Origin of the sequence: Bradyrhizobium sp. AZCC 1577, assembly GCF_036924575.1 — a bacterium.
Lineage (GTDB): Bacteria > Pseudomonadota > Alphaproteobacteria > Rhizobiales > Xanthobacteraceae > Bradyrhizobium.
Genome location: NZ_JAZHRQ010000001.1, coordinates 4,132,726 through 4,151,012, shown reverse-complemented (window position 1 = coordinate 4,151,012; position 18,287 = coordinate 4,132,726). Strand labels below are relative to the sequence as shown.

Here is an 18,287-nt window from a genome sequence, read left to right as displayed (position 1 = left end):
GCCGCAGCCCCGGTCAGAGCAGCCCCAGATCGCGCAATTCGCGCCGCATCGGTTCCGGCATCGCGGCGACGCTTGCGGCGGAGGATTTGGTGAGGTCCGGAGGTGCTGCGTCCTCGGTCAAATAGCGCCAGCCCTGGAACGGGCGCATCGGCCGCGGTGAGACTGCAAACACCTTGGGCTGCATCACCAGGCGGCACCGCCCGATACCGTCCTTGTCGCGGAACGGTTCGATCGCGATGATCTTTTCGCGGGCGGCGATTTCACCCTTGATGACCCAGTAGAGCGAACCACCGGCGAGGATCTCGCCGTCGCGCTTCGGCGTCATCCGCGTGATGTGGACGTGACGAAGCGGCAGGCCCTTTTTCTTGGCGGTTGCCATCCGTTCGGCAACCCACCCTTTGAGTTCTTTGACCGACTCGCAGCCAACGGCGAGCTTGATGAGATGAAGCGGCATGATCCCGCCGATGTAGCGGCCCAAGCGCGCTTTGAAAAGATCACTGCTTGTGGAGATCACTGCTCGTTGTCGGCAGCCCCCGAAGCCGACGGCGCGAGCTGGACCGGCGCCGCAGTGGACGGGGACGGCCGCTTCGGCGCCGGCGGCGGCTTCTTGGCAGCCGCGAGTGCGGGCGAAGGCGCGGGCGACGGCGGTGTCGCCGCGGCCGGTCGCGGCGCGGCTGGCGATGCCGGCGCAGCAGTGGCCGATGGCGACGGCTTCGCCGGCGGCTCGGGCGTCATGATGCTAACCGGCGGAGTAGAGGCCGAGGTCGGGAATTCGGCATTGGTCGGCTTCCCCGTCGGCTGGGAAGGCGGTAGCGCCGCCATCATGCCGGCCGCAGTCTGCGGCGGCGCGTTCCACGACGCCGCGTGGCGCATGACCAGGCTTTCGTAGACACGGTCTTCCATGTTGGCCGCGACCTGGCGCGTATCGGTCAGCGAGCTGAACGCGCGGCAGGCCGCTGGCGTACAGCGGTCGCGCGCGGTCAGCACATAGGCCATCAACCCGTAACGGTCGCGTTCGACGGCGCGGCGCAGCGCCAGCAAATCGGAGCCGGCCCCCTTGTTCGCGGTGGCGACATCGCCCAGCGAGGTCAACAGGGTGATCTGCGAGGCGGCGTAGGCGACCGCCGCCGCCACCGACTCAGCCGAACCGAACAGTGCCTTCTCGCACGCGGCCAGCACGGCATCACCGGCAAGCTCGTCGATACAGGAAAGCTGCGGCAATGCGGCGGTGGCCGTCAGAACCGGCCGAGCCTCCGCCGGCTGAACCGCGTTTGCAGTGCCGAACCCGCGGAAGGTCACGGCTCCCGCGACGCCGATCGCCAACAGCGTGATGAGCGCCAGCACGCCGTTGGCCACGGATCTCTCCGAGCGCAGCAGCGTGATCAGAACCACAAGCCCGACAAAGCCGGCCGTGGCCAGCGTCAGGTACAGCGGAAGGTTCGCCGAGCGCCAGATCTGATCCAGCGAAGCAGCCCAAGCCCAGTTCATGCGCAGTGTTCCTCAACGCAGCATCAAACGCGATCGAAAGGCGAATGCGTCTTTATCGCATTCGCTTTTCGGCAGAATGGTTCTGCGAACGGGGCCTTTTGACGGCGCTTTGAACGGAACTCCGTCAGCCGGCTGCTTGCGCACAACTGTTTCAGGAAATCGCGAGCTGGCTTTCCTTGGCGACCCGTTCGAAAGCTTCGGTCGAGCTTTTGATGCGATACTGGCAGTCGTCGCCATCAGTCGGCAGCAGCCGGATCACCTCATAGGTGCCGCTGGCGGCCGGACGGGCCACGTTGCTGGCAGTAAAATAGACAGTCTCTCCAACGGAGTACTTATGCTTCAACGCCCTCTCCATTACGCAAGAACGCCGGCCGCGCTCACGGTCCCGCTAGCTTTCGGCCGACTTGAGAACCCTGTGGCAACATAGCACAGGCCATCGCCCAAAAGCCAGCGGCATCGAGGCATGGCAAATGCGCAAATTCTGCATGTTTTTCAGGGCGATAAACGCCAATCCAGGGGGTTCCCGGTCATCCGCCTACCCGGCATCGAAGCCGTCTTTCCCAAAATCGGACAGTCCGGCGGCGGATTGATCGAGGGCCGCAAGCCGCGGGCGGAGCGCAGCACCCGCCGGCTCGCTCCGTCGTCAGACCGTCTCGAACCGATCGATGACAAGCGTTTCGGCAAGGCCGGCGCGGGTCCATTCCTGGAATGCCGGCAACGACATCATCGCATCGAAATAGTGCCTCGCCTCGCCCTCCACTTCGATCGCATAGGTGCGGAAGCGATGCACCACCGGCGCAAACATCGCGTCTGCCCCGCCGAACGCGCCGAACAGGAACGGTCCATCCTTGCCGTAACGGCGATGACAATCGGACCAGATCTCCTGAATGCGCGCCACATTGGCGCGTGCATCGTCCGACAGATCGACGGCACCGATCGGGCGGTGCAGGTTCATGCCGCATTCGTTGCGCAGCGGCATGAATCCCGAATGCATTTCCGCCGAAATCGAACGCGCATGCGCCCGGCGGGCGCGGTCTTCCGGCCACAGCTTCGCCTGCGGGTATTTCTCGGCGAGATACTCGATGATTGCGAGCGAATCCCACACCGTGACATCGCCATCGATCAACGTCGGCACCTTGCCTGAATCCGAAAAGCTCAGGATCCGGTCCTTGTCCGCCTTGTCGTTGGTGTAGAGCGGGATGAACACCTCCTCAAAGGGGATGTCATTGGCGCGCAGCGCCAGCCATGGCCGCATCGACCATGACGAATAGTTCTTGTTGCCGATGACCAGTTTCAACATTAGCGGGGAAATCCTGTTGGGACGGGCATCTTGCCATAGTGCGCCGCACACGTCCAACCTGTACATCACGATCGCACAAGCCATCATCGGAGATGCCGCCACATGGGCGCCTATTGGGTCGATATCGCCGCCGTCGCCTTCTTCGTCGTCGAGTGGCTGGCCTATGGCTTCACGCTCGAACACACGGCTTACGGCCGCGACAGCCTGTCGGCGCGCATGAATACCTACCGCGAGGTCTGGGTGCGCAACATGCTCGATCGCGAGGCACGCATGGTCGACATGCAGATCATGGCCTCGCTGCAAAACGGCACCGCCTTCTTCGCCTCCACCAGCCTGATCGCGATCGGCGGCGCGCTGGCGCTGCTGCGGGCGACCAACGACGCCTTGGCCGTGCTTCGCGAGCTGCCGGTCGATCTCACCCCCTCGCCGGCGCTGTGGGAGATCAAATGCGTCGGGCTGATCCTCATCTTCATCTACGCCTTCTTCAAATTCGCCTGGTCGTATCGCCTGTTCAACTATGTCGCGATCCTGCTCGGCGCGATGCCGCCCTCGTCGCAGCGCGACACGGCGGAAGCAGAAGCCCATGTCATGCGCACGACGCGCCTGTTCGAGGCGGCGGGACGGCATTTCAACCGCGGCCAGCGCGCATTCTTCTTTGCGCTCGGCTATCTCGGCTGGTTCGTCAGCCCCTGGCTGTTGCTGATTACGACCGCACTCGTCGTGATCGTGACCTGGCGGCGGCAGTTCGCCTCGAACGCCTGGCGCGCGATGGGGAACTGACGGGCCGGCGGGCTTTATTGATGCCTCAATCCACCTGTGTTATTCCTCCGGCCACCATGATGATGATCCGCATCTTCAATATCGCTTCGGCCTTTTTCCTCAGCCGCTAACGGCTTGCCCGCGCCGGCGGGCGGAAACGAGCGCGTCGGTGCCGCTTTCGGCGCCAGCGCGATTCAAAGGACCGAATGAGCCGCCCCATTCTCGCTGCGCGCGATGATGCTGGCTGGCCAAGCGATATGAGGATTTCATGCCTTCGAATACCAAGCGACACGTGCGCGCGCTCAGCGACGCACAACTGAACCAGTTTGTTCAAGACGGGTTTGTCCGACTGGACAACGCTTTCCCCGAGCAGCTTGCCGAGGAAGGCCGCGCCATTCTCTGGCGCGACACCGGATGCGATCCCTTCGACAAGAAGACCTGGACGCGGCCGGTGATCCGGCTCGGCTATTACGGACAGGACCCGTTTCGGAAAGCGGTGAACACGCCGGTGCTCCACACGGCCTTCGATCAGCTCGTCGGAAGCGGCCGCTGGCGGCCGCGCGCGGACCTCGGCAGCTTCCCGGTACGCTTCCCGCATGCCGAGGATCCCGGCGATACCGGCTGGCACGTCGACCTCAGCTTCCCCGGCCCGTCGGACGATCCGAACGAGCGCAACGATTTCGCCTCGTGGCGAGTCAACGTGACGTCGCGTGGCCGCGCGCTGCTGATGCTCTTCCTGTTTTCCGATATTGGTGAACTGGATGCGCCGACCCGTATCCGGGTGGGCTCGCACCTCGATATGGCGCGACTGCTCGAACCTGCGGGAGAAGCCGGCATGTCGCACCTGATGCTCGCCGACGTGGCGGCCGATCTGCCGGAAGCGCTGGCCGTCGGAAAGGCCGGCACGGTCTATCTATGTCATCCCTTCCTGATCCACGCCGCGCAACCGCATCGCGGTTCGAGGCCACGCTTCATGGCGCAGCCGCCCCTCCATCCGGCCGAACCTATCCGGCTTGAACGGGAGGACGGCGAATATTCGCCGGTCGAAATGGCGATCCGGCGCGCGCTGCAGGAACATCCGGACTGAGAAGCGAACCGATGCCGCCCGGGTCGGGACTTCCGAACCGGGCGGTATTCACGATGGTCGCTAGCCGCTCGTAAAATCCTGCGGCGTAAAGGAGAGGTCGAGCACCTGCCATTCGCCGTAGCGCTCCACCGGCAGCATGGCATAGGGCTGGCACGCCGAAAGCGCGCGGATGGCGCCCTGCATCAGCTACGGTCGCCAGAATAGCGTTCGGCGGCGCGGCTCCTCAATCCCATTTCGGCGCGAAGCCGAAATCCGTGAGCCGGCCGCTGGCGCTTCCCATGGCGGAGATCTCCTGCATGTCCTCGTCCGACAGCTCGAAATCGAAGATCTCGATGTTCTCCGAGAGCCGTTCGAGTTTCGAGGTGCGTGGAATCGCCGCCACGCCCTGCTGCACCAGCCAGCGCAGGCAGATTTGCGCCGCCGTCTTGCGATAGCGGTCACCAATCCGCTGCATCGCGCGATCGCTTTTGATGCGCCCCTTGGCGACCGGGCTATAGGCCACCAGCGCCATGCCGTAACGTGCGCAAGCCTCCGTCACCTTGGTCTGGTCGAGATAGGGATGATACTCGACCTGGTCGCAGACCAGCGGTTCCGGGCATGCCGCCACCGCCTCCTCGATCAAGGCCACGGTGAAATTGGATATGCCGATGTGGCGGGCGAGGCCCTGCTGCCTGACCCGTGCCAGCGCGCCCAGCGTCTCCACCAGCGGCACCTGCGGGTTCGGCCAGTGCAGCAGCAACAGATCGACCTCGGTCAGGCGCAGCCGCACCAGGCTTTCCTTGGCGGAACGTTCCAGGTCATGGGGCGCGAAATGCGAGGGCCAGACCTTGGTGGTGAGAAAAACCTGATCACGCTTCACGCCCGCAGCCCGCAGCCCCTCGCCGACCTCGCGTTCATTGTCATACGCCTGTGCAGTGTCGATGTGCCGATAGCCGAGCCGCAATGCCTGCTCGACGATCCGCGCGCAGGTGCGTCCACGCAATTCCCAGGTACCCAGCCCGATCGCCGGGATTTTTGCGCCATTGGCTTCGACAAACAGCATTGGTTGTATCCGCGGACCGTTCCCATTATGGGCTGCGGAAACAGCCGTGCCAACAGATAGCGCTTCGAGCGGAGCGAATTCCGGTACGCGTGAGAACGCGCCAAGTAAGCGCTAGGCGGGCTCCGGTTCCGTGGCCAGCGCGGCGAAAACGGTTTCCGGCGAATGGGCGATCACCGCGAGCAGCGCCCGCGCCGGTCCGCGCGGCACGCGCTTGCCCTGCTCCCAATTCCGGATGGTTTCGACGGGCACGCCGAGCCGTGCCGCGAATTCGATCTGGGTCAGGCAGGCGCGACGACGAAGGTCGCGCACGGCGGGCAGCGCGGCGGTTTCGCCCGGCGTTGCGTCAGGCATGACGGTCGCGGTTGAAGGCGGCGCCGGCGCGAGGACGGGCATCGTCGGCGCGATCGGGAACTCCTGCCCGTCACGCAGTTCGACGATCCGTCCGTCCGCTTTCAGCCGCAACCGCTGCATGTTGACCTCGTGAGCCAACATCATCGGCGAAGCGCCTTAAGGTCCGATTAACGATAAATGAGACCTCGTTTTGCTACTTCAGCCCGAACCACAGCGTGGCGATGCCGAGAAACGAGAAGAAGCCGACCACGTCGGTGATCGTCGTGACGAACGTTCCCGACGCCACCGCCGGATCGGCGCGCACCCGGTCCAGCACCATCGGGATCAGGATGCCGCCGAGCGCGCCGGCCACCAGGTTGCAGATGATGGCGAGGCCGATCACGACGCCCAGACCGGGGATCTTGAACCATGCCACCGCCGCGACGCCCGTGATGACGGCAAAGGCGAGACCGTTGACGAGGCCGACCATCGCCTCGCGCATGACAACGCGGAGCGCGTTGTTGGAACCGAGTTCGCGGGTCGCCAGCGCCCGCACCGCCACCGTCATGGTCTGGGTCGCGGCATTGCCGCCCTGGCTCGCCACGATCGGCGCGAGCACGGCGAGCGCCACCATCTTCTCGAGTTGGCCCTCGAACAGGCCGAGCACGGAGGACGCCAGAAAGGCGGTCGCCAGATTGACCAGGAGCCAATTGAATCGGCCGCGCGCGATGGTCCAGACATTGTCGGACAATTCTTCGTCGCTGGTGACGCCGCCGAGCGCCTTCAGGTCTTCATCAGCCTCTTCCTCGATCACGTCGACGACGTCGTCGATGGTGATGACGCCGACCAGCCGGTTGGTGGTGTCGACGACGGGGGCCGCAACCAGATTGTACTTGCCGAACATCCGCGCGACCTCTTCCTGGTCGTCGAGCACCGAGACGCGGCGGCGGTCTTCCTCGATCAGGTCGACAAGCGGCACCGGGCGGCGTGCCCGCAACAGCGTGTCGAGCGAAACCGCGCCCTGCCAGTGCTGTTCGGAATCGACCGCGTAGATCTCGTAGAAGCGGTCAGGCAGATCGGGTGTGTCACGCATGTAGTCGATCGCCTGCCCGACCGTCCAATCCGGCGGCACCGAGATAAACGCGGTCTGCATCCGGCGGCCGGCGGAATTTTCCGGATAGAGCAGCACGCGCTCGATCGCGACGCGTTCGGGCGGCGGCAGCTTTTCGAGGATCTCCTCCTGGTCCTCCTCGTCGAGGCCCTGGAGCAACTGGACGGCGTCGTCGGACTCCAGTTCGCGAACGCCCTCCGCAACCGTTTCCGGCTCGAGCTCCTCAAGGATCTCCTCGCGGACGGCGTCATCGACCTCGTTCAGCGCCGAGAAGTCGAAATCGGTGCCCGTGATCTCGACCAGGGTGACGCGGTCCTCGGGCTCGAGGGCCGCGATCAAATCGCCGAGATCGGCCTCGTGTAGTTCCGCCACCACCTCGCACAACAACGGCCGGTCGGCAGCATGGATCGCGCGCGCAATCTCCTCGACAAACTCGCGGCGGAGCTGCCCTTCCTCGTCCCGCATCAAAAGATGGTCGAGCACCGATCCCTGGTCCGGTCGCGCTTCGGCGGCTTGGGCAACGTCGATATTCTCGGCCATGCCGCGCCTCGCCGGTTTGACAGAATGAGGGAACTCGTCTGAGCTACGCTTGACGCATTACCCAATCGGCTGCGCCATGCGCAATGCCAAATATCACCAACGGCAAATGACCCTGAAATTTGGTGCGGCGCTGTGCTCGGCGGTCGCGATATTGATGACCTCGGCTGTGGCAGCGACGGCTGCCGAATGTCCCCGCAAGGACGCGCTCGGCACCTCACGCGTTCTCGCGGTGGATGCCGCTACCTACCCGCGCGTGGGCCTCAAGAGCTTTCCACAGACGCTTCCGCTGGAAGACCGCGAAGTGGTGCTGACCTTCGACGACGGACCGTGGCCGCCGACGGACCAGAAGATACTGGCTGCACTGGCGCAGGAATGCGTGCGCGCCACCTTCTTCCTGCTCGGAAGGCGCGCCTCCGAACATCCCGAACTGGTGCGAAGAATGGCCGCCCAGGGCCATACCATCGCGCACCACACCTGGACTCACCACAATCTCAAATACATGAAGCCGGAGGCTGCCATCGGCGAGATCGACAAGGGCATCGCGGCGGTCGAAACGGCGCTGCACCGCGCGGCCACCACGACCCCGACCACGCCGTTCTTTCGCTTCCCTTATTTTGAAATGACGCCCGCCACGCTGGAGACCTTGCAAAGGCGCGGCATCGCCGTGTTCGGCGCCGATCTATGGGCCAGCGATTGGAATCATATGACGCCGGCGCAACAGTTGAAACTGCTCACCGACCGGCTGCAAATTGCCCGCAAGGGCATCATCCTGCTGCACGATCCGAAAGCGCAGACCGCGGCCATGCTGCCGGCCTTTCTGCGCTACCTCCGCGACAATCACTACCGCGTGGTCCACCTCGTCCCGGCAGATGCCAAAACCGTGTCCGGCAAGGCACATTAGGGCCAAAATCGGCATGAAGTTCAGTCGATTAAAGCACGATTCATCGCGTCTCGTGTAAGCATGGCCCGCCTGAAAGATTGAACCTTGGTGCTGGTCGTCGGAACCAAGGTTGGAATGAAGCCGGTGTTCAATGATTGTTAGCGTATTCGAAGGCCCCCGATCGCGGCCATGGGCTGCTTTGTGCATGGGAGCGCTGACCTGCCTCACCGTACAAACAGCTTCCGCCGCCGATTGCCCCGGTCATCCCGACGCCATCGGCACGTCACGCACCATCGTGGTCGATCCGCGCGCCCATCCCATCATCGGCACCATGCAATACCGCAAGACGCTGCCACTCGAAGACCGTGAGGTGGTGCTGACTTTCGACGACGGACCGCTGCCGAAATACAGCGACCAGATTCTCGCTATTCTCGCCGCCCATTGCGCGAAGGCGACCTTCTTCCTGGTCGGGAGCCAGGCCAACGCCAGTCCGGAAGGCGTGCGCAAGGTGCGCGATGCCGGCCACACGGTCGCCACCCACACCCAGAACCATCCGGGCGGCATGGATCGCCTGCCGTTCGACCGCTCCAAGCAGGAGATCGAACAAGGCATCGCATCGGTGACCGCGGCGCTCGGCAACGGCACCGCGCCGGCGCCGTTCCTGCGCATTCCCGGCCTGCGCCGCACCGACGAGATCGAGGAATTCGCCGCTTCCAAGGGACTTCAGCTCTGGAGCGCCGATTTCCCGGCCGACGACTGGCGCGATGTGTCCGCCAATCGCGTCTATGAGCTCGCGATGCAGCGGCTTGAGCGAAAGGGCAAGGGCATCCTGCTGCTGCACGACATTCAGCCGCGCACCGTCACGGCGCTGCCGAAGATCCTGAGCGAACTGAAGGCACGCGGCTATCGCATCGTCCATGTGGTGCCGGCGACGCCGGAGCGGCCGGCGACGCCGACCGAGCCGCAGCAATGGCAGTTGCGTCCGCCGTCGGAAGTGGTGGCGATTTCGCGCTGGCCGAAGGTCTCGAAATTCGCTGCTGCCGGCCCCGCCGCGCTGCCCGTCCCGGCCTTGTCCAATCTCGACTGGCACACGGCCGATCTTGGTGCGCACGCCCGGCGACGCGGGCGCGGTGTATCCCTGTCGCCGGCAACGCCGTGGCCGCGCCAGACGAGTTTGCCGCCAGTCGGCACGCTGGCCGCGCTGCCGATTCCGGCGGAGAGTATTTTCAATATCCCGGAATCGACGCGCGTAGCCATGCTGGCCTTGTCCGCGCGGCGGACGACGTCGATTGCGCAAGTTCGGTCAACGGAAGTCTCCTCGGCAAGGCTCGCCGGGAAATCCCGTCGCCACGACCGCGCAGCGACCGCTCAGCCGCCGGTACCCGCCGGACAGACCGCGCAGGCCCCGGAGGGCGCCAGCGGGACCGCGCCGAAGCCCGCTGCACAAGCCAAGCGGAATGCGCGGTCGGTTCGCGTTGCGGGCTTGAAAAAGCGCTGATCGGCCGCGGTCCCGCCCGATCTATTTTCCTGACGCTGGCCGCCATCGCGACAAAGGCTCAACTGGCCACGATCTTGGCAATGCAGAGCAGGATGACGATGGCGAGAAACAGCAGGTCGATATAGGCCTTGATCTCACCGGCTTGGCGAAGCCCGCTGACTTCGGCGATCACCTGCTTGCGCGTAGACGTCGAATTCGGCCCCTCGCCCAGCGCCGCCACCAAACGGCGGGCCTCCAGTTCCAGCCGTTCGATGCGCTGGAAGAAGTGAAACGACCGCAGCGCGGATGCCGCATGCATGCCGGCATAGACCAGCACGAGAACCGCGACGACCACGCGATGCTGGTACTTTTCTAGGAAATTCAGAGCAAAATAGACCAGCGCCAGGAACACGAAGTTGGAGAGGAATCGATAGGCGTAGCTCAGAAACAGCATGAAGATGCTCCGGGTGGTCTTGGTAGTCTCGAACGTCCTGGAAGCGCCGAACCGCGGCGAAGCCGGCGGGAATCAGCAGCCGGCAGGCTCATTCAGTTTACGCGAACGGTGCGACGGCAGGGGTATCACCCGCGCCCCGTCCCACAGGAATTGCTGCGGCGTGTCATTGCGGACACGCACCTGCCTCACCTGAACCGATTGTGCAGAAAAAATCTGCAACTTTTGGTCTGAGCGCAGACCGACCGATCAGGCGTGCGGCCATCGCAGCACTGACGCGGTGCGATCCCTATTGCAGGATACCGCAAAGGAGACCCGCCATTTGCGGCGGGTACAAGTTTAGGGAGGAGACTTCAAAATAAGCTGATTCGTGGCACCAGCCGTGTGCCGTAATTCACACACGCTATTCAAAAACAGGTCTTCCCGTCGGGACGACCAAGCTGATCGATGTTCCGGATGGCTCAACGCGGCTATGGCTTGCCTTCGACCATCTTGAGTTTGACGGTCTCGCAGGTCTTCCGCACCTGTTCTGTGAAGATCGAGCATTCCTCGATGCGCTTGAAGATCTTCTTGGCTTCCTCACGATACGAGGCCGCGGTGTCGCGCATGAAGGCAATGGCATTATGCACTTCGGCAGTCATTGCCTCGCATCTCTTCGCCGCGCTGATCAGCTCTGCTCCCATGGCTTCAATTTCCTTGGCGGCGGCTTCATAGTCACGCACCACGGCCTCGGCTGTGAGCGCGCCGACGCGGGTGACGCCCTCTTCATGCTCGACGTAGTCCGGCATCGGCCCCGATGGAGCCGCCCTGATCGCAGGAAGGCTCCCTACGACATCTTCCTCAAGTTTGGCTAAATCCAGCGGCGCAGTTTTGTGAAGTCGTTCGATACTCGCCATCGGTCATTCTCCATCACTCGATGAAAAACCCCAGCGCATGAGCATGGCGACCGATTCGTGGCGAAATCCCGCATGGAAGAAAGCAACGAAAAGGCAGACGTGTGAATGCAAACACCGTGGGATAGTGCCGGGTCGCTTCTGTTGATCCGAAGCGGCACTGGCTCACGCATTAACCATGCCGGCGCATCAGGCTGCGCGTGGCCTACGCTTAATGCGCATTTAACAGTTTTGCATCATTGATTGAGGATCAGCGCAAACTCCTTCAAGCCGCAAGAATTGCGGGCAGCACTCAACCTCTTCAGGAGGATCGATTGAGGACGCTCCTTATTTGCGCGCTGGCTGTCGCCTTGGTCGGTTGCAGCAGCCAACCACCAACACAGCCATCCTGCGTTGGCCTGAACCCGTTAGCCTGTCTGACCGCGGTTCATGTGCCGATCGAACCTGAGTCGTATGAGAGCGATTCTGCCGCAACGAAACCGGTGTCCGCCGTCGCCTTGCGTGGCGACAGGCCGCCCCGATCTCACGCGGACCACGCGGTCCGTCGAACACCCAAGCCAATCAAGGTCGCGGCGAAAGCTACCATTCCCGTTCCGGTTCCTTCTCCGCAAGCGAAACCAGCAGACGACGGGCAATGCCGTTGCTTCCCAAGCGCCTCCAGCAAGCGCCACAGATCCGCATCCAACGACTGACGTTCCGCCAACCCGAACGACAGAGGAGCAAGTGGCGGCCGCATCTGCCGTCGCGGAGCGAATGTCGGTCCCGACATTGGATGCGTCGCTGAACGCTCTCGTGGCCGTCCTCGTGACAGGTCCCGACGTCAAGTCGGTCCCCGACCTGGCCGGCAAGACAATTGCGATCGACGATAGATATTCCGAGTCGTCGATCAGCCGCGTCAGGACCGCGATGGCGGCAGCGGGTGCGCCCGACGTCCAACTGACCAAAGGTCAAACCACGGCGATCAGCCGGCTGGTCGGCAAAGAAGTTCCGGCCGCGGTCGTCGGGTTAGTCTCTACCAGAGCCGCGGACAGCTTTCCTGAGATCGCGCGATACAAGACGTTCCAAATCCCGCTCAAACCTCGATCGAGCCCGGCCGAGCCGTGACGGGTTTGCCCCTTGCACCCAAACCGTAAGGTGCCCATCAAGGCCCACCCCGGGAGGAAAGCCTGGACGCAGCTGGATTTTTACGTCGAGACTAATTATGACTACTGTAGTCACATCCGATCGAGGGTCGTCATGCGTGAAATTCAGCTTCGGGACGCGAAGTCCGGCCTGTCGGCACTGGTTGATAAAGCCGTGGGCGGCGAGCCAGCCGCCATCACGCGGCACGGCAAGCGAGAGGCCGTGATCTTGAGCTATCAGGAATGGCAGCGGCTGTCGCAAGTGCCCTCTTTCGGCCGCCTACTCATGGCGGCGCCACTCGCGCCGGACGATCTGCCGCCTCGCGACACCGAGCCGCTGCGTCAAACCGAGTTCTAGTCGTCTTGTATCTAGTGGACGCCAATGTGATTTCAGCGGGCGCGCCATTGAGATCGGCATCACCCGCGTTGATAACGTGGATGGATGACCATTCCGCTCATCTCTATGTGTCGGCGGTGACCATCGCCGAGATCGAGGACGGCATCGCAAAGGCACGGCGCGAGGGCGCGACACACAAAGCGGCCGACCTCGACGCTTGGCTCGAGACGCTGCTGCATCTCTATGGCGAGCGTATTCTCGCCTTCGATACCGCGACCGCTCGACGTGCGGGAGTCCTGTCGGATCGCGCGCGCGGACAAGGGCAAGCGCCGGGTTTCGCCGACATCATCATCGCCGCGACCGCGCTCCAGCACGGACTGACGATCCTGTCGCGGAATCTGAAGCATTTCGTACCGCTCAGCGTGCGCGTGCTCGATCCTTTCGCCGCGCTGCCGCCGGCATCTTGTCCCTGATCAGACAGAGACTTTAGACGCTCTTGGCGATGACGATCCAACGCCAACTGCGCCACGAAGAAACGCCAGACGAAAGCCGCCGAAAATTGATGTACCGGCGGAATTCTCCGATCAGGCGATCGTACATTTTTGAGCATCGTGCGCTCGGAGGGCGGTCGCATGTCCATCGCGCCTTCCTCGGGCGTATTTCGATCGCGGAATCGCCTTGCGGTACTTCTCCGCGCATCGTAATTTCAACTACACGTAGCTCGTTCGAAAGCAATCAATCGGGTTCGGCCTAGCGGGAGAGAGCGATGGCGGACGTCCCATGGCACCTTTCCGGTGACTACTTCGAGAACTGCAGTTGCAGCATCGTGTGTCCCTGCCTCGTGTCGGCGGCCCCTCCGTTGACCTCGCGACCGACCGAGGGCTTCTGTAACGTCCCGCTGATCTTCCACATCGAAAGCGGCCGCTATGGCGACATCACGCTCGATGGACTCAATGTCCTGATCATCCTCCACGCACCTGGGGTCATGGCAGACGGAGATTGGTCGCTGGCCGCCTATATCGATCAGCGCGCCGACGATCAGCAGACCGAGGCCCTAGCTGCGATCTTTACCGGCGCTGCCGGTGGTCCTATGGCCGCGTTCACACCGCTGATCAGCAAGAACCTGGGACTGCGCAAGGTCCCAATCACATTCAGGATCGACGGCAAGACGCGGTCCGCTGAGATCCCGGGCATTCTGCACATGTCCGTCGATCCGTTGCCGACCATGCATCCGAGCGGGGAAATGTGGGCGAACATCGGCCATCCGGTTAGCCCCGACAACATGGTGTTGGCAGCCGGCGCCTCCGGCAACACGTTCAGCGATCATGGCATGCGCTGGGATAATTCCGGCAAGAACGGCCTCTATGCGCCGATCCGCTGGTCGAACCAAGCGTGATGCAGTTCCTGGTACGGCCCTGTAACAAGGCCAGCAACATCAGTCGCAAATGACCGACAGCACCCTGGAAATCGTGCTGCGGCGCGATCGCTGGGTCGTCGGCGGCGCGATCGGGATCATTGTCGCGCTGGCATGGGGCTATATGCTCTGGCTCGCCAATGACATGGACATGGGCGGCATGGACATGACCGGGTTCCGCATGATCCCGGCCGGAATCGGAATCATGTTGCCGGCCAACGAGCCATGGCGAGCGATCGAGTTCGCGTATGTGTTCCTGATGTGGGCGGTGATGATGGTCGGAATGATGGCACCCTCGGCAGCGCCCATGATCCTCATGTACGCCCGCGTGGGTCGACAGTGGAAAGCGCAGGGCAAGCCGTTCGCCGCGACCGGCTGGTTTGCGGCCGGTTATCTCCTCGTCTGGAGCGGCTTTTCGCTGGCAGCCACCTTTCTCCAATGGGTGATCGAACGGGCAGCCCTGCTGGATTGCCGGATGACGATCGCCAGCAACCTGCTCGGCGCAATCGTGCTGATCGCGGCGGGAGTCTATCAATGGACACCGCTCAAGGACGTCTGTCTCGCCCAATGCCAGTCGCCGTTTCAGTTCCTGATGCGCCACGGCGGCTTTCAGAACCACCTGCGAGGCTGCTGCCTGCTGCTGGGGCTTCGGCACGGAGGCTATTGTGTCGGCTGCTGCTGGGTTTTGATGGCGCTTTTGTTCGTAGGCGGAGTGATGAACGTGCTTTGGATTGCGCTTTTGGCGCTGCTTGTCCTTTTGGAGAAACTTACGCCGGTTGGACGCTGGATCGCGCGTGCTGCCGGCATTGCATGTGTGGCCGCGGGCGCTTGGCTGCTAGTGTCGTAGCCGCCGTGATGAGAACCTGCTTGCTCAGTTCGAATTGCCATCAGCAACACCGCAAGTGCAACTCGACCTTACTGTCCCTCCATTGCTTTCTGTCCGCGCCTACGAGGTGAGAGCATGGCAACGCCTTCCGGAGCGAACCCGCGGTTGCCAACGCAATCGAGATGAAGCTCCAGGTCATTGTCATGCCTGTTGCGGACGTGGATCGCGCCAAGCCGCCGGCTAACCGCTGCGTGTACGAAATCGCGTGGCGCTCGTTGGTGGTGACGCTCGTTGATGAGAGTGCGAACCCGCCGATTTCTACGCTGGGCTACACCACTGCCCTCTCGTGACCAAACAACGGTTTTCCTTGGCGGGGCATTGGTACAAAGAAGGCTGCGACGACTACCAGAGCAAACGCTCGGCCGGGAGATCAAACATGGAAGGTTAGCGGAAGAGCACTCTAGAATTCGCTGCGGGTAACAACGTGGGAATAGAAAGATCACGAAAACATTTTTCGTATCAATGTCTTATTGCCTTGGTGCGCTCGGAGGGACTCGAACCCCCACGATGTTACTCACTGCCACCTCAAGGCAGCGCGTCTACCAATTCCGCCACGAGCGCTTGGGATACCGGCTGGAAGGATTGCAGCCCGCCGGATCAACGGCTGCGATGTAACAAATCAGGGATGGAGGGACAAGGAAGTTTTGCGCCCCGATAACTACCTGACATCAGGGGATTTCGGCAGCATTTGCTTGACTTCGACCGCGATGCGGTTGCGATCGACCAGCACCACGCCGGAGGCAATGGGCAAGTTATTGGCGAGGATCTTGACCTCGTCCGCCTCGGTGGCGTCCAGTTCGATAATGGCGCCGCGGGAAAGCCGCATCACCTGGTGGATGGGCATGGTGGTGGTGCCGAGCACCACCATGAGATCGACGCTGACTTTATCGAGGGTGGCCACTTCTGAACCGCCAAAGGGGACTAATTGGTGTGGTTCCCACCTGAACACGTTATGGTTAGCCAATGGTTAATGACCGCCAAAGCCTTGATTTAACGACCTTCGCGCAAGCCCAAGGCGGCGGCGGGGTCGAATGGCGGATTTCGGCGGAACCGGTACCCTATCCCGAGGCCGTGGCTGCAATGGAGGCCCGCGCGGCCGAGATCGCCGAGCGGAAGGCGACCGAATTGGTCTGGCTCCTGGAGCACCCCCCGCTCTATACCTCCGGCACCAGCGGCAGGCAGGACGACCTGCTCGAGCCGCGCTTCCCGTTGTTTACCACCGGCCGCGGCGGACAGCTCACCTATCACGGTCCAGGCCAGCGGGTGGCCTATGTGATGCTCGACCTCAAGCGGCGGCGGCCGGACGTGCGCGCCTATGTTGCCGGCCTCGAAGAGTTGATCATCCGCACGCTCGATGCCTTCAACGTGCGCGGCGAGCGCCGCGAGGATCGTGTCGGCGTCTGGGTCAGGCGGCCGGACAAGGGTGTCGGCCACGAAGACAAGATCGCCGCGATCGGCGTGCGGTTGCGGCGCTGGGTGTCGTTCCACGGCATCGCCATCAATGTCGAGCCGGAGCTTTCGCATTTTTCCGCCATCGTTCCCTGCGGCGTCGCCGACCCGCGTTACGGGGTGACCTCACTCGTGGACCTCGGCCTGCCCGTGGCGATGGAAGACGTCGACATCGCGCTCCGGCGGGCATTCCAGGAAGTGTTCGGAACGACCATGGCAGACCTGCCCGCGACAACGGCCTGAAATTGTCGATCGGTACCGCTTCTATCGCGGCTCTCTCTTGAGGTCTTCCGCCACGGCGAGTGCGGCCACATATCAGAGGCAGGCGGTGAACAGCGGAGGTCGCGGTGATGTCGCACAGGCTTCCCTTCGAGAACCGATGGACCAACAGCACGCACGCCTGGGAATGGAATTGCGCACTTGACCGACTGGGCGTGGCGAACGTGCGCGCCATGTTCGCGGATCACGAACTGCATCATCCGACCAGACTTAGCGTCACGATGAACATTCCCGCCGGATTCGTTCGCGACTGGCTGGCATTCCACGATCGCCGCGCGGCGCGTCAGCAACTGCTTTGGCGAGCCACCGTGATTGCGCTCGCGCTTGTCGCAGCAACCGCGGCCGTGCTGGATGTGCTGATCGTGTGAAGCGGAGAGCCGCTCGGCGGACGAACCGCGATGCCGGCGTCGCGCTCGGGCGCGTTCGAAGGTCTGTTCGGCGCCACGAGTCGCGCCTGCGCGTGGAAGCGGCTGTCCAACCGCCGTCAAATGCTCGCCTTAAGGAAATCAACGAAAGCCCGAACCCGCGGGATGGTTTGCCGCCCCGGCAGGATCAGGGCCGTGATCGGTTGCGGATCGGGATCATGGCAGTGCGACAGCACCGGAACCAGCCTGCCGTCCTTCACGGCCGCCTCCCCCAGAAAGTCGCCAAACCGCACGAGACCTGCGCCGGCGAGCGCAAGGTCGAGCAGGAAATCGGCGCTATCAGAGCGGATCGATCCTTTCACCGGCACGATGATCCGTTTGCCTTGCTCGAACATCGGCCATTGCGCGAGCCGCGAGAAGCCGCTGAGCTGCAGGCAATTGTGTCGGGCGAGATCGGCGGCTTGTTCGGGAATGCCATGGCGCTCCAGATATCGTGGGCTGCCGGCGATGACGCGCCTGACTTCGCCGAGGCGAACCGCGATCAGCTCGCTATCGCCAAGCGGCCCGACCCGGATCGTGACATCGACCTGGTCGGCGATCGGATCGATGCGGTGATCGCTCACCGAAAGATCGACTGCTATTTCTGGAAACCGGTCCATGAACGGCGGCAGCAGTCGCGCAAGCCGGTGCCTTGCGAACGCGGTGCCGCTGTTGATCCGCAGGTGGCCGCGCGGACGTCCATGGACGGAGGCGACATCGGCTTCGGCGGCCTCGACCGCAGCCAGGATACTTCTCGCGTGAACCAGGAACGTTTCGCCCTCCTGCGTCAGCACCAGCCGCCGCGTCGTCCGATGCAGCAGTTTGGCCCCGATGCGGCGCTCCAGTCTCGTCACGATCCGGGAGACGCCCGAGGCGGTCAGTTCGATTTCGGCGCCCACGGCCGCAAAACTCCCCAGATCGACCGTTCGGACGAAAACCGTGAGGTCTGACATCGGGTGCATCAGCATATTCATGATTTTTCGGTATCAGTGTCTCGCAAAATCGAGAATTTATCTCTTTTCTTAGCACGAATAGGACG

The 18,287-nt window shown here is 63.0% G+C and carries 24 protein-coding genes and 1 tRNA gene; 12 read left to right on the top strand and 13 right to left on the bottom strand.

All coding sequences use genetic code 11. The features are described 5' to 3' along the window. Nucleotides 1-13: 13 nt before the first annotated feature. The 4 genes from V1278_RS19525 to V1278_RS19510 all read right to left on the bottom strand — a co-directional run bounded on the left by V1278_RS19525 (nucleotide 14) and on the right by V1278_RS19510 (nucleotide 2,788). A complete protein-coding gene (locus V1278_RS19525) occupies nucleotides 14-454 on the bottom strand; it encodes a DUF1489 family protein (RefSeq protein ID WP_057848543.1) in 441 nt (146 codons plus the stop codon). A gap of 56 nt (nucleotides 455-510) precedes the next feature. Then, on the bottom strand, nucleotides 511-1,488 hold the full coding sequence (locus V1278_RS19520) for a hypothetical protein (RefSeq protein ID WP_334363213.1): 978 nt from the start codon (nucleotides 1,486-1,488) through the stop codon (nucleotides 511-513). 151 nt (nucleotides 1,489-1,639) lie between these two features. Continuing rightward, nucleotides 1,640-1,843, bottom strand: coding sequence for a hypothetical protein (locus tag V1278_RS19515; RefSeq protein ID WP_108517906.1), 204 nt, complete (start codon nucleotides 1,841-1,843; stop codon nucleotides 1,640-1,642). A gap of 288 nt (nucleotides 1,844-2,131) precedes the next feature. After that, the gene (locus V1278_RS19510) at nucleotides 2,132-2,788 is read right to left on the bottom strand and encodes a glutathione S-transferase family protein (RefSeq protein WP_334363214.1); all 657 of its coding nucleotides are present in this window, start codon (nucleotides 2,786-2,788) and stop codon (nucleotides 2,132-2,134) included. Nucleotides 2,789-2,890: 102 nt separating this feature from the next. On the opposite strand from V1278_RS19510, the gene V1278_RS19505 reads away from it, so the two are divergent. Beyond that, nucleotides 2,891-3,568 carry a DUF599 domain-containing protein gene (locus V1278_RS19505; RefSeq protein WP_334381925.1) on the top strand — a complete coding sequence of 226 codons (678 nt, stop codon included), beginning with the start codon at nucleotides 2,891-2,893 and terminating at the stop codon, nucleotides 3,566-3,568. Nucleotides 3,569-3,815: 247 nt separating this feature from the next. After that, nucleotides 3,816-4,634, top strand: a complete 819-nt coding sequence (locus tag V1278_RS19500; RefSeq protein ID WP_334381924.1) for a phytanoyl-CoA dioxygenase family protein — start codon at nucleotides 3,816-3,818, stop codon at nucleotides 4,632-4,634. 60 nt (nucleotides 4,635-4,694) lie between these two features. On the opposite strand, the gene V1278_RS19495 is transcribed toward V1278_RS19500, so the two are convergent. The 4 genes from V1278_RS19495 to mgtE form a co-directional block, all read right to left on the bottom strand. Then, complete coding sequence (locus V1278_RS19495) at nucleotides 4,695-4,817, bottom strand: hypothetical protein (RefSeq protein WP_334384341.1); 123 nt, start codon at nucleotides 4,815-4,817, stop codon at nucleotides 4,695-4,697. 40 nt (nucleotides 4,818-4,857) lie between these two features. Continuing rightward, on the bottom strand, nucleotides 4,858-5,676 hold the full coding sequence (locus V1278_RS19490) for an aldo/keto reductase (protein ID WP_334363220.1): 819 nt from the start codon (nucleotides 5,674-5,676) through the stop codon (nucleotides 4,858-4,860). 111 nt (nucleotides 5,677-5,787) lie between these two features. Next, nucleotides 5,788-6,147, bottom strand: coding sequence for a helix-turn-helix domain-containing protein (locus tag V1278_RS19485; protein WP_334384216.1), 360 nt, complete (start codon nucleotides 6,145-6,147; stop codon nucleotides 5,788-5,790). A 73-nt stretch (nucleotides 6,148-6,220) separates the two neighbouring features. Then, nucleotides 6,221-7,657: a magnesium transporter gene (gene mgtE, locus V1278_RS19480; RefSeq protein WP_334381923.1), complete on the bottom strand. Its 1,437-nt coding sequence runs from the start codon at nucleotides 7,655-7,657 to the stop codon at nucleotides 6,221-6,223. A 106-nt stretch (nucleotides 7,658-7,763) separates the two neighbouring features. Here mgtE and V1278_RS19475 point away from each other — a divergent pair, with 106 nt between their 5' ends. Both V1278_RS19475 and V1278_RS19470 read left to right on the top strand, forming a co-directional pair. Further along, nucleotides 7,764-8,558 (top strand): polysaccharide deacetylase family protein, encoded by a 795-nt coding sequence (locus tag V1278_RS19475; RefSeq protein WP_442893756.1) that lies wholly within the window; start codon nucleotides 7,764-7,766, stop codon nucleotides 8,556-8,558. A gap of 184 nt (nucleotides 8,559-8,742) precedes the next feature. Continuing rightward, nucleotides 8,743-10,035, top strand: coding sequence for a polysaccharide deacetylase family protein (locus V1278_RS19470; RefSeq protein ID WP_334381922.1), 1,293 nt, complete (start codon nucleotides 8,743-8,745; stop codon nucleotides 10,033-10,035). 58 nt (nucleotides 10,036-10,093) lie between these two features. Here the strand turns inward: V1278_RS19470 and V1278_RS19465 are convergent, their stop codons facing one another. After that, complete coding sequence (locus V1278_RS19465; protein WP_028345561.1) at nucleotides 10,094-10,468, bottom strand: hypothetical protein; 375 nt, start codon at nucleotides 10,466-10,468, stop codon at nucleotides 10,094-10,096. A 467-nt stretch (nucleotides 10,469-10,935) separates the two neighbouring features. Continuing rightward, nucleotides 10,936-11,361, bottom strand: coding sequence for a hypothetical protein (locus V1278_RS19460; RefSeq protein ID WP_156908435.1), 426 nt, complete (start codon nucleotides 11,359-11,361; stop codon nucleotides 10,936-10,938). A 720-nt stretch (nucleotides 11,362-12,081) separates the two neighbouring features. Between V1278_RS19460 and V1278_RS19455 the strand changes: the two genes are divergently transcribed. The 6 genes from V1278_RS19455 to V1278_RS19430 all read left to right on the top strand — a co-directional run bounded on the left by V1278_RS19455 (nucleotide 12,082) and on the right by V1278_RS19430 (nucleotide 15,406). Continuing rightward, nucleotides 12,082-12,462, top strand: coding sequence for a hypothetical protein (locus V1278_RS19455; protein ID WP_334381921.1), 381 nt, complete (start codon nucleotides 12,082-12,084; stop codon nucleotides 12,460-12,462). A 132-nt stretch (nucleotides 12,463-12,594) separates the two neighbouring features. Beyond that, on the top strand, nucleotides 12,595-12,837 hold the full coding sequence (locus V1278_RS19450) for a type II toxin-antitoxin system Phd/YefM family antitoxin (protein WP_334381920.1): 243 nt from the start codon (nucleotides 12,595-12,597) through the stop codon (nucleotides 12,835-12,837). Between the two features lie 5 nt (nucleotides 12,838-12,842). Next, nucleotides 12,843-13,289, top strand: a complete 447-nt coding sequence (locus V1278_RS19445; RefSeq protein ID WP_334381919.1) for a type II toxin-antitoxin system VapC family toxin — start codon at nucleotides 12,843-12,845, stop codon at nucleotides 13,287-13,289. Between the two features lie 293 nt (nucleotides 13,290-13,582). Beyond that, the gene (locus V1278_RS19440) at nucleotides 13,583-14,212 is read left to right on the top strand and encodes a DUF1326 domain-containing protein (protein ID WP_334363230.1); all 630 of its coding nucleotides are present in this window, start codon (nucleotides 13,583-13,585) and stop codon (nucleotides 14,210-14,212) included. A 49-nt stretch (nucleotides 14,213-14,261) separates the two neighbouring features. Then, a complete protein-coding gene (locus V1278_RS19435; protein WP_334381918.1) occupies nucleotides 14,262-15,077 on the top strand; it encodes a DUF2182 domain-containing protein in 816 nt (271 codons plus the stop codon). A 161-nt stretch (nucleotides 15,078-15,238) separates the two neighbouring features. Beyond that, the gene (locus V1278_RS19430; RefSeq protein WP_334363232.1) at nucleotides 15,239-15,406 is read left to right on the top strand and encodes a hypothetical protein; all 168 of its coding nucleotides are present in this window, start codon (nucleotides 15,239-15,241) and stop codon (nucleotides 15,404-15,406) included. 186 nt (nucleotides 15,407-15,592) lie between these two features. Here V1278_RS19430 and V1278_RS19425 read toward each other — a convergent pair. Together V1278_RS19425 and V1278_RS19420 are read right to left on the bottom strand one after the other, a co-directional pair. After that, nucleotides 15,593-15,677 (bottom strand) — tRNA-Leu (locus V1278_RS19425). A 97-nt stretch (nucleotides 15,678-15,774) separates the two neighbouring features. After that, a complete protein-coding gene (locus tag V1278_RS19420) occupies nucleotides 15,775-16,017 on the bottom strand; it encodes a FliM/FliN family flagellar motor switch protein (RefSeq protein WP_027583831.1) in 243 nt (80 codons plus the stop codon). Nucleotides 16,018-16,079: 62 nt separating this feature from the next. Between V1278_RS19420 and lipB the strand changes: the two genes are divergently transcribed. After that, nucleotides 16,080-16,808 (top strand): lipoyl(octanoyl) transferase LipB, encoded by a 729-nt coding sequence (gene lipB, locus V1278_RS19415; protein ID WP_334381917.1) that lies wholly within the window; start codon nucleotides 16,080-16,082, stop codon nucleotides 16,806-16,808. Between the two features lie 107 nt (nucleotides 16,809-16,915). Continuing rightward, complete coding sequence (locus V1278_RS19410) at nucleotides 16,916-17,212, top strand: hypothetical protein (RefSeq protein WP_334363235.1); 297 nt, start codon at nucleotides 16,916-16,918, stop codon at nucleotides 17,210-17,212. A 116-nt stretch (nucleotides 17,213-17,328) separates the two neighbouring features. Here the strand turns inward: V1278_RS19410 and V1278_RS19405 are convergent, their stop codons facing one another. Further along, complete coding sequence (locus tag V1278_RS19405; RefSeq protein ID WP_334381916.1) at nucleotides 17,329-18,222, bottom strand: LysR family transcriptional regulator; 894 nt, start codon at nucleotides 18,220-18,222, stop codon at nucleotides 17,329-17,331. Nucleotides 18,223-18,287: the final 65 nt, after the last annotated feature.

Coding starts and splice junctions, on each gene's coding strand:
- lipB (WP_334381917.1), top strand. CDS start 16,080: ATGGTTAATGACCGCCAAAGCCTTGATTTAACGACCTTCGCGCAAGCC.
- V1278_RS19510 (WP_334363214.1), bottom strand. CDS start 2,788: ATGTTGAAACTGGTCATCGGCAACAAGAACTATTCGTCATGGTCGATG.
- V1278_RS19450 (WP_334381920.1), top strand. CDS start 12,595: ATGCGTGAAATTCAGCTTCGGGACGCGAAGTCCGGCCTGTCGGCACTG.
- V1278_RS19440 (WP_334363230.1), top strand. CDS start 13,583: ATGGCGGACGTCCCATGGCACCTTTCCGGTGACTACTTCGAGAACTGC.
- V1278_RS19500 (WP_334381924.1), top strand. CDS start 3,816: ATGCCTTCGAATACCAAGCGACACGTGCGCGCGCTCAGCGACGCACAA.
- V1278_RS19405 (WP_334381916.1), bottom strand. CDS start 18,222: ATGAATATGCTGATGCACCCGATGTCAGACCTCACGGTTTTCGTCCGA.
- V1278_RS19465 (WP_028345561.1), bottom strand. CDS start 10,468: ATGCTGTTTCTGAGCTACGCCTATCGATTCCTCTCCAACTTCGTGTTC.
- V1278_RS19460 (WP_156908435.1), bottom strand. CDS start 11,361: ATGGCGAGTATCGAACGACTTCACAAAACTGCGCCGCTGGATTTAGCC.
- V1278_RS19490 (WP_334363220.1), bottom strand. CDS start 5,676: ATGCTGTTTGTCGAAGCCAATGGCGCAAAAATCCCGGCGATCGGGCTG.
- V1278_RS19435 (WP_334381918.1), top strand. CDS start 14,262: ATGACCGACAGCACCCTGGAAATCGTGCTGCGGCGCGATCGCTGGGTC.
- V1278_RS19485 (WP_334384216.1), bottom strand. CDS start 6,147: ATGCAGCGGTTGCGGCTGAAAGCGGACGGACGGATCGTCGAACTGCGT.
- V1278_RS19515 (WP_108517906.1), bottom strand. CDS start 1,843: ATGGAGAGGGCGTTGAAGCATAAGTACTCCGTTGGAGAGACTGTCTAT.
- V1278_RS19470 (WP_334381922.1), top strand. CDS start 8,743: ATGGGAGCGCTGACCTGCCTCACCGTACAAACAGCTTCCGCCGCCGAT.
- mgtE (WP_334381923.1), bottom strand. CDS start 7,657: ATGGCCGAGAATATCGACGTTGCCCAAGCCGCCGAAGCGCGACCGGAC.
- V1278_RS19505 (WP_334381925.1), top strand. CDS start 2,891: ATGGGCGCCTATTGGGTCGATATCGCCGCCGTCGCCTTCTTCGTCGTC.
- V1278_RS19495 (WP_334384341.1), bottom strand. CDS start 4,817: ATGCAGGGCGCCATCCGCGCGCTTTCGGCGTGCCAGCCCTATGCCATG.
- V1278_RS19520 (WP_334363213.1), bottom strand. CDS start 1,488: ATGAACTGGGCTTGGGCTGCTTCGCTGGATCAGATCTGGCGCTCGGCG.
- V1278_RS19430 (WP_334363232.1), top strand. CDS start 15,239: ATGAAGCTCCAGGTCATTGTCATGCCTGTTGCGGACGTGGATCGCGCC.
- V1278_RS19410 (WP_334363235.1), top strand. CDS start 16,916: ATGTCGCACAGGCTTCCCTTCGAGAACCGATGGACCAACAGCACGCAC.
- V1278_RS19475 (WP_442893756.1), top strand. CDS start 7,764: ATGACCCTGAAATTTGGTGCGGCGCTGTGCTCGGCGGTCGCGATATTG.
- V1278_RS19525 (WP_057848543.1), bottom strand. CDS start 454: ATGCCGCTTCATCTCATCAAGCTCGCCGTTGGCTGCGAGTCGGTCAAA.